We start from the raw sequence: 4,719 nt of genomic DNA on the forward strand, positions 1-4,719 counted from the left end.
TTAGATGAGTTTATTCGCAAATATTACAAAAACCAATTGTTGCGAGGACTCATCTATTGCCTAACCTTGTTTTTCGGATTTTTCCTGGTGGTGAGTGTGGCAGAATACTTTGGAAACTTCTCCAGCACCGTACGAACCCTGCTTTTCTATTCCTTTTTGGGCATCAATGGTTTAGTACTGGTTCGTTACATACTTTTCCCACTGTCAAAACTTTACCGACTGGGCGAAACCCTTAGCTACGAACAAGCCGCCTCCATTGTCGGGCAACACTTTTCCAATGTAAACGACAAACTGCTGAATGTTTTGCAATTGAACAACCAATTGCAAGAGTTAAAGGATCAGCAATCCCTGGTATTATTGGAAGCCAGCATTAACCAAAAAACATTGGAATTAAAACCGGTTCCATTTGTTGCTGCTATCGATTTTTCAGAAAACCGAAAATACCTGGTTTACCTTGGACCTATCTTCGGGATAGTATTGGCCATTTTTCTGGTTTGGCCATCGGTTTTTACTGAAAGTACTAACAGGTTGGTACGCCACAATGAGTACTTTGAGCCTATAGCACCATTTTCATTTAAAGTAATGAATTCCAGCCTGCAATGTGTCCGGCATGAAGACTTCACCTTGGACATTCGTTTGGATGGAACAGAAATTCCCAATGAAGCTTACATTGAAGTTGGTGACGCCCGATACAAATTGGAAAAAGAAAACCTTACCACCTTCCATCATACTTTTCACAGCGTCCAAAAAAATACCCGATTCCGCTTCCTGGCCGATGGATTTTATTCCAAAGAAATGGAATTGATTGCCTTGCCCAATCCGGTATTGCTTAATTTTGAAATTAAACTGGACTACCCGTCTTATACCGGTAAAAAAGATGAAGTCGTAGCCAATTCCGGTGATATTACCGTTCCGTTTGGAACAAAAGCATCTTGGACCTTCCGAACCAAAGATTCCCGTAGTTTAAAACTGAGTTTTAACGATACTTCCTATGCCCTTTCGCCATCCGATGGTGGCAACTTTCATTGGAATGGAAACCTTCGTCAAAACAAAACATATAGTATTACCGCTTACAACGAGTATTTCAAAAGCAAGGACAGTGTTAAATACTACATTGCCGTTATTCCCGATTTATACCCAACCATTTCCTTGGTTGAACAAAAAGACAGCACTTCTTCCAAACGCTTGTTTTTTACCGGAACCGTTGGGGATGACTATGGATTCAAAAAATTAAGTTTTACCTATTCCTTTCTCGATAAAAAAGACAGCACCGGAAAACCCGCCCCCAATCAAAAATCAGTGGATGTTCCAATTACCAACACCAAGAAACAGGACGATTTCTTCCATGTTTGGGATTTACGCGGATTGGATGTAAAACCGGGCGATCAATTGGAATACTATTTTGAAATTTTCGATAACGATGGGGTTTCAGGAAGTAAAAGTACCCGAAGCGAAAAAAAGGTATTTAAAATCCCTTCTCTTAACGAATTGGCTGACCGAAACGAAAAAAAATCGGATGAAATAAAAAAAGACCTGCAATCCAGCATTTCCATGGCCAAACAAATTCAAAAACAGTTGGCCGACCTCAACAAAAAGATGATGGAAAAGAAAAGCCTGAGCTGGGAAGATAGAAAGCAAATGCGGGAATTAATGGAAATGCAAAAGGAATTAGAACAAAAGGTTGACGAAGTAAAAAAGGAAAACCTGGAAAAAAACCAGGAACAAAGCGAATTTAGAGAGGTAGATCCGGAAATAATAGAGAAACAACAGGAAATTCAAAAACTGTTTGATCAGGTAATGACCGAGGAAATGAAGAAAATGATGGAGGAAATGCAACGTCTGATGGATCAAATGGACAAAGACAAGGCTCAGGAAATGATGGACAAAATGAAACTGAGCAATGAAGATATTTCCAAAGAACTTGACCGGACCCTGGAATTATTCAAAAAGCTGGAATTAGAACAAAAGATGAACCAAGCCATCGAAAAAATGGATGAATTGGCAAAAAAACAAGAAGAACTCTCACAACAAAGCGAACAAAAAGACAGCGATGAGAACCAATTAAAAGAAGAACAAGACAAATTGAACAAAGAGTTCAATGATATGAAAAAGGAAATGGATGAGCTGGAAAAACAAAGCCAGGAATTGGGAGAGAAAATGCCAATGGATCAATTGGAGCAAGACAAAAAAGAAGTAGGGGAAGAAATGGAAAAAAGCTCCGAACAACTTGAAAACAAAAAGAAGAAACAAGCTGCACAATCCCAAAAGAAAGCCTCGGAAGGAATGCAAAAAATGGCTCAAAAAATGAAGAGCATGATGGAATCAATGTCTGCCGAAGCCGCAGAAGAAGATTTGAAAGCATTGCGAGAAATCTTAGAAAACCTGCTTAAACTTTCGTTTGACCAGGAAAGCCTGATCGGAGTAACAAAAAACACCAGCATTAACGACCCAAACTACACTAAAATAGCACGTCAACAACAAAAATTACGTGATGATAGCCAGGTAATTCAAGACTCCTTATTTGCACTTAGCAAACGTATTACCCAAATACAAAGTACCGTAAACAAAGAAATCAATGCCATCAACGACAACATGCGAAAATCCATTACCAGTTTGGCCGATCGAAATGTTGCACAAGCCCAAACCAAACAACAGTTTGCCATGACCAGCATCAATAATTTGGCACTCTTACTTTCGGAAATAGAACAACAAATGGCCCAAAGTCAAAGCCAAAGCCAATCTTCCGGAAAAGGAAGCTGTAAAAAACCGGGCAAAGGCCAACCCAAACCATCGGCTGCCAACATGAGAGCTATGCAAGAACAACTCAGCAAACAGCTTCAAAAAATGAAAGAAGGAATGGAAAAGGGAGGACAAAAGCCGGGGGACAAAAAAGGTAGTGGGCAGAATGGCAGCATGAGCAAAGACTTGGCTAAAATGGCCGCACAACAAGAAGCAATTCGGCAAATGATGAACGATATGATGAAAAAGCAAGCCGGTAAAGATGGAAAAATGGATAAGGGACAACAAGGAAATTTAGGTCGGATGGCAGAGTTGATGGAGCAAAACGAAACAGACATGGTCAATAGAAATATTACCAACGAAACATTGAAACGTCAACAAGAGATTTTAACCCGGCTTCTGGAGGCCGAAAAGGCTGAGCGTGAACGCGGTGAAGAAGAAAAACGGGAGTCTAAAGAAGCAAAAAATCAGGAGTATAGTAACCCTGCCCTATTTTTAGAGTATAAGCGAAAAAAACAACTTGAAAACGAACTGCTAAAAACAATACCATTGGGCATGCAGCCGTTTTACAAAGAGAAAGTGAATACTTATTTTAATTCGATTGAATAATACGTCAATTATTGCAGAACAGATGGCAAGTCAACATTTGAATTTCCCTTCCAAAAGCGAAAATATTTCCTTGGTTGAAAAACTGATTGATGAGGTTTGTGCCAAGTATAGCGTGAACGAGGATCATTATGGAAATATTTTGGTTGCGGTTACCGAGGCGGTAAACAATGCCTTGTACCATGGAAATAAACTAAATCCGGATAAATTGGTTGACATCTCCTTTGTGCCAAAAGATCCAAATACTTTGGTTTTTACAATTACCGACCAGGGAGAAGGTTTTGATATTGCCGCATTGCCCGACCCAACTAATCCGGAAAACCTGGAGAAAATAAGTGGACGTGGAGTTTTTCTTATGAAAAGCCTAAGCGACGACATTACCTTCAACAACGATGGAAGAAGCGTTGAAATGCAATTTAAATTAAACTAGTTTCTTTCTCCATACATACTTAAAAGGCCGAACAAAATAGTTCGGCCTTTTTTTTGGGGCTGGCATTTTCCAAAATACATCTGTTGTACCGTTTGTTTACCGGTAGAGGTTGAGAAGAATTACCAAGCTTAGGACTTGCACCCCGGGCAACGATTGGAGCAAGTACCCCACAGCCCCGATCCCAATCGGGGCGAGGAGTACTGCGGAAAGCGTGACCCGAACGCCCATTTGAGGAAGTTGAAGTTTGAACTAAAACTTAGTTGGGCGGAGGGGGCCCGCATAAAAAACAAACTATTTAACAATAAAAATTGGAACAGAAACCCGGTGCCTTACTGCATCTAGGGTAGTACCCAATAATATATCTTTCAGCATACGATGACCATGAACACCCATCACCAGCAAATCGGAATTAAATTCGGTTACCAATACCGGAATTCTTTCCTTGGGGCTTCCATAACCCAACACATAAGAGGCCCGGTAACCATTAACGCTAAGCTCTGCTATGTACTCCTGAATATAGGACGTATCGGTTTGAGTTTCCTTATCATGAATATGATGGCCGTACATGCGAGCTCCCGCAGTTTCAACAATATGTATTAAGCGGTAATCGGCTTGTTTTCCACCCTGGCGTATTGCCTCTTTGATAGCCAATACATCCTTGTCGGAAAAGTCGATGGTAATAGCTATACGACGGTAGCTTTCAGGATGACTGAGATCGATTTGCTTTAACACACCATGTGGAGAGCCATAACTTTTGGGCTTATGCGATTTAAGCAACGGTTTGATAGAAATATAGGCCAATAAACCCAAGGCTGCTATTGCCGCAGGAATGGCAGTAAGGCAAATAACCCAGGGTGAGGCAGATGACTGAATCCAGGATTCTAACTCGTTTATTACCAACCGTATGTTCAATCCAACAATAACCAAGGCTATTATCCAGGAAA

3 protein-coding genes are annotated in these 4,719 nt (G+C 40.6%); 2 read left to right on the top strand and 1 reads right to left on the bottom strand.

Features of this window, described 5'->3' with window-relative positions; translation table 11 throughout:
- Together K1X82_14805 and K1X82_14810 are read left to right on the top strand one after the other, a co-directional pair.
- On the top strand, nucleotides 1-3,348 hold a 3,348-nt coding region (locus tag K1X82_14805; protein MBX7183380.1), incomplete at its 5' end, for a DUF4175 domain-containing protein.
- A gap of 22 nt (nucleotides 3,349-3,370) precedes the next feature.
- Nucleotides 3,371-3,775 carry an ATP-binding protein gene (locus K1X82_14810; GenBank protein MBX7183381.1) on the top strand — a complete coding sequence of 135 codons (405 nt, stop codon included), beginning with the start codon at nucleotides 3,371-3,373 and terminating at the stop codon, nucleotides 3,773-3,775.
- Between the two features lie 291 nt (nucleotides 3,776-4,066).
- Here K1X82_14810 and K1X82_14815 read toward each other — a convergent pair.
- Nucleotides 4,067-4,719: universal stress protein (locus K1X82_14815; protein ID MBX7183382.1), on the bottom strand; the 653-nt coding region annotated here is incomplete at its 5' end.

The sequence above is a fragment of the Bacteroidia bacterium genome, from assembly GCA_019695265.1.
Taxonomy (GTDB): Bacteria; Bacteroidota; Bacteroidia; order JAIBAJ01; family JAIBAJ01; genus JAIBAJ01.